The sequence below is a fragment of the Rikenella sp. genome, from assembly GCF_056799795.1.
The window spans coordinates 1-4,166 of record NZ_JBQIQO010000062.1 but is presented as its reverse complement, the minus strand read 5'-3'; the positions used below and the strand labels follow the sequence as shown (position 1 = coordinate 4,166).

The following is a 4,166-nucleotide window of genomic DNA, read 5'->3' as shown; positions in this document are numbered from 1 at the left end:
AAGATGGGTGTATCTACTCCTAAACGTCGCCCGCGGCAATTCTTGCCGGATTGGCCAAGTGCCAACCGGCAGAATATGCCCTTTAAGCGGGCGGGCGACGGGATTTTCGCGCGCTCCTTTAGGCGTGGCGCGCGTCTTTGGCTACAGGAGGGTACTGCGCTCAGGCCGCGCAGGCCCCACGTCCCGTGGACGGGAAATGCTCGCGCATTTCCACTGGCAGCCTCTACCCCAACAACTAACGGCAACCTCGGCCCAACCCATTGTCCGCGCGCTGGCGGAAATCTTATTCAAACGCGAATCACGCGTTTGAATGATTTCCTACTTCAGCGATCGCGCGCGGTCGAGCTTTGCCTCGCCTCGAACTGTTCTCTTTGTGAACAAAGAGAACCAGAAAAACTTTAGACGGATGCTTCGCATCCTCAAACTGCCGACGGCCCTAACCAACGCGGCAACCTCCGTCCAAAATCACGCATCCGCCCCGGGGAGAGAACAGGAGTGCGAATAAAAGCGTATATTTAGGCCCAAAATTTCGACAACCATGCCCCATCGCCTCGTTCGTTTTTTCCGGCACGCCCTGCCCCATATGCTTGCGTTAGTGCTGTTCGCCAGCGTCTCCGCCCTCTTTTTCGCCCCCCAGTACAACGGGAAAGCCCTGCGCCAGACCGACATGATCATGTTCAACGGCGCCACCAGCGACATCCGGCAACACATCGACCGCTACGACGAACACCCCCAGTGGGCCGGCCGTAACTTCAGCGGCATGCCCTCCTACCTGATCGACATGAACTACGACGGCCGCTGGGTCAAAAAGACCGCCGACCGCTTCTACTTTCTCGGCCAGCCCGCCGGGTGGCTGTTCGTCGCCATGGCCGGCTTTTATCTGATGCTGCTGTTATTCGGCGTCGACCCCTGGCTCTCGATCGCCGGCGGCCTCGGCTACGGTCTTTCGTCCTACTTCGTCATCATCATCGGCGCCGGACACATCACGAAAATGATGGCCCTCGCCTGGGTCGCACCGATGGTCGGAAGCGTGTGGTACGCCTACCGACGACACCGATGGTTAGGCGCCTCACTGGCCGGCCTCTTCGCCGCCGTCGAGATATCGACCAGCCACCCCCAGATCACCTACTACTTTCTCTTCGTTCTGCTCGCCCTCGTCATCAACGAATTCATAGCCTCCTATAAAGCCAAAGCCCTCGCCCGGTTCGGCAAGACCACCGCAGTTTTGGCCTTAGCCGCCGTGCTGGCCCTCGGCGCCAACCTCGTCCAGCTCTACTACGTCGCCCAGCACACCCCCGAGACCACCCGCGGCCGCAGCGAACTCACCGACCCCAACCCCACCGACCAAGCCAACCGTACCAGCGGCCTCGACCGCGACTACATCACCGCCTGGAGCTACGGGAAGATGGAGACCCTCGACCTGCTCGTTCCCAATTTATATGGAGGAGGGCGTGATTTTCAGGCCGACGGCGAAGTCGCCCAAGCCCTTCGGCAATACGACGTCCCCCGCGGCTTCGAGCGCAACCTGCCCTCCTACTGGGGCCCCCAGCCCTCCACCGAAGGCCCCGTTTACCTAGGCGCCAGCCTCGTTTTTCTGGCCCTCTTCGGGATGTTCGTCCTCCGCGGACGCGAAAAATGGTGGATCGCCGCCGTCTCCCTGCTGGCCATCTTCCTCGCCTGGGGCCGCCACATGATGTGGTTCACCGACCTCTTTCTGGACTACCTCCCCATGTACAATAAATTCCGCACCGTCTCCATGATCCTCGTGATCGTTGAGTGGGCCGTGCCGCTGCTGGCCATACTCGGCCTTGCCCGGCTGTGGAACCGCGACGAAACCGACAACGCCCGGCTTCAGAACGGCTGGAAATGGTCACTGCTCATCACCGGCGGCCTGTGCCTGTTGATCGGCCTCTTCGGCCCCATGCTCAGCAGCTTCGCCGGGCCCAACGACGAATCGATGGGACTTCCCGAGCCCATATTGGCCGCCATGCGCGACGAACGCGCCACCCTGATGCGCGCCGACGCCTTCCGGTCGCTCCTCTTCGTAGCGCTGACCGCCGGCCTCGTATGGCTCAGCGTCCGCCGCAAAATCCGTCGCAGCTGGTTCATCGCCGGCCTCTGCGGAATCATCCTCTTCGACCTCTTCCCCGTCGACAAACGGTACGTCTCCGCCTCCGATTTCCGTCCCCGCCGCGAAGCCCTGAACATTCCGACCACCGACGCCGACCGGCTGATCCTACAAGACACCACCGACTACCGCGTCGCCAACTTCACCCTCGACCCCTTCACCGACGCCACCACCTCCTACCACCACCGCTCCGTCGGCGGCTACCACGCCGCCAAGCTCCGGCGTTACCAAGACCTCATCGAACGCCACCTCAGCCGTCAGAACATGGCCGTCTACGACATGCTGAACACCAAATACTTCATCGTCCCCGACCAGGAAGGCCGGGCGACCGTCCAGCAGAACCCCTACGCCTGCGGAAGCGCCTGGTTCGTCGACACCATCCGGTGGGTCGACACCCCCGACGCCGAGATCGCCGCCCTGAGCGGCTTCGACCCCCGCACCACCGCCGTAGTAGACCGCCGCTTCGCCCCTCAACTCGAAGGGCTGACCCCCGAAGACCTCGCCGCCGACTCGACCGCCACCATCACCCTGACCGAATACCGCACCAACCGGCAGACCTACCGCACCCGCTCGTCGCGGGACGGCTTAGCCGTCCTCTCCGAGATCTACTACCCGAAAGGCTGGACCGCCATCATCGACGGCGAACGCGCCCCGTACCTTCGGGCCGACTACGTCCTTCGCGCCATCCGGATACCCGCCGGCGAACACACCCTCGAGTTCCGTTTCGCCGCCCCGAATTTCGACCTGCTCGTCGAAATCACCCGCACCTGCTCCGCCATCTTGCTTTTCGGCACCCTCGGCCTGCTCGTCGGGACACTCCTCCGGAAACGCCAACCCCAACCAACCACTCCAGACACCGATGGCACACCATCCTAACGGCCTGAAAGCCGACTACACCATCGCCACCGTCAGCGTCACCCTCGTGCTGCTGCTCTTAGGCGCCGTAGGCTACATCCTGCTGAACGCCTACTCCTCGACCTCGGCCGTGCGGAGCGAGCTGCGCTTTTCGCTCCTGCTCTCCGACACCGTGACCCACGCCCAGCGCGCCGCCATCGAACGCCGGATGGGGCTCCACCCCGCCATCGCCTCGTGGCGCTACCTCTCCGCCGACGAAGCCGCCCAAGACTTTCAGGCCTACATCGGCGCCGACTTCGTCGAATTTTTGGGCGAGAACCCCCTGCCCGCCTCCTACGAACTAACCCTGAACGCCGGGCACACCGACCCCTCCGACCTCACAGCCCTCGAACGGGAGTGCACCACCTGGAGCGGCGTCGAAGAGGTCGCCTACCAGCAGAAGATCATCGACGCCGTGACCCGCAACCTCAACCGCCTGAACTACATTCTGCTGGGTTTGGGAATTTTCCTGCTTGCCGTCGCCATCATGCTGATTTCGAACACCCTTCGCCTCGCCGTAGCCGCCCGTCGTCAAGCCATCGCCACCATGAAACTCGTCGGCGCCACCACCGCCTTCATCCGCCGTCCTTTCGTGTGGCGCAGCTTCACCCAAGGCGTTGTCGCAGGCGTTTTGTCCTCCCTGCTGCTCTACCTCTTCGCCGACGGCCTGTCGGAAGTGATGCCCGACATCCGCCTCTCGACCGACCGTTCGACCCTGGCCCTGTTGTTCAGCGGCATGATTTTGGTCGGCGTAACGATTTGCACTACCTTTACCGCCCTGGCCGTCAACCGTTTCGTCCGCCGCACCGACTGACGGGCCGCCGGCAGCCTGCATAACCAGCAGCGCACAGACAGCAGGATGGGCTGAGGCTGCCGTTAGTTGCTGGGGTAGAGGCTGCCAGTAAAACGCCCTATGGGCGCGCCCGCCCGGCGGACGCGTTCGCGCCACGGCGGGCGGCCTTTATTACTTAAAAATAACCGCGCGCCACGTCTTAGGAGGGAAATCGTCAAAATGCGCTGGCGCGTTTTGACAAGATTTCCCCAGGCGCGCGAACAGAGAACGGGGGTAGAGACGGCCAGTGGAAATGCGCGAGCATTTCCCGTCCACGGGACGTGGGGCCTGCCCGGCCCGAGGGCAGTACCC

2 protein-coding genes are annotated in these 4,166 nt (G+C 63.0%); both read left to right on the top strand.

Going from position 1 to position 4,166, the window contains the following annotated elements:
• Window positions 1-538 precede the first annotated feature (538 nt).
• Window positions 539-3,004: a hypothetical protein gene (locus tag ACTO3O_RS09700; protein ID WP_482596749.1), complete on the top strand. Its 2,466-nt coding sequence runs from the start codon at window positions 539-541 to the stop codon at window positions 3,002-3,004.
• A complete protein-coding gene (locus ACTO3O_RS09695; protein WP_297623399.1) occupies window positions 2,988-3,836 on the top strand; it encodes a cell division protein FtsX in 849 nt (282 codons plus the stop codon). Before ACTO3O_RS09700 ends, ACTO3O_RS09695 begins: the two co-directional genes overlap by 17 nt.
• Window positions 3,837-4,166 lie beyond the last annotated feature (330 nt).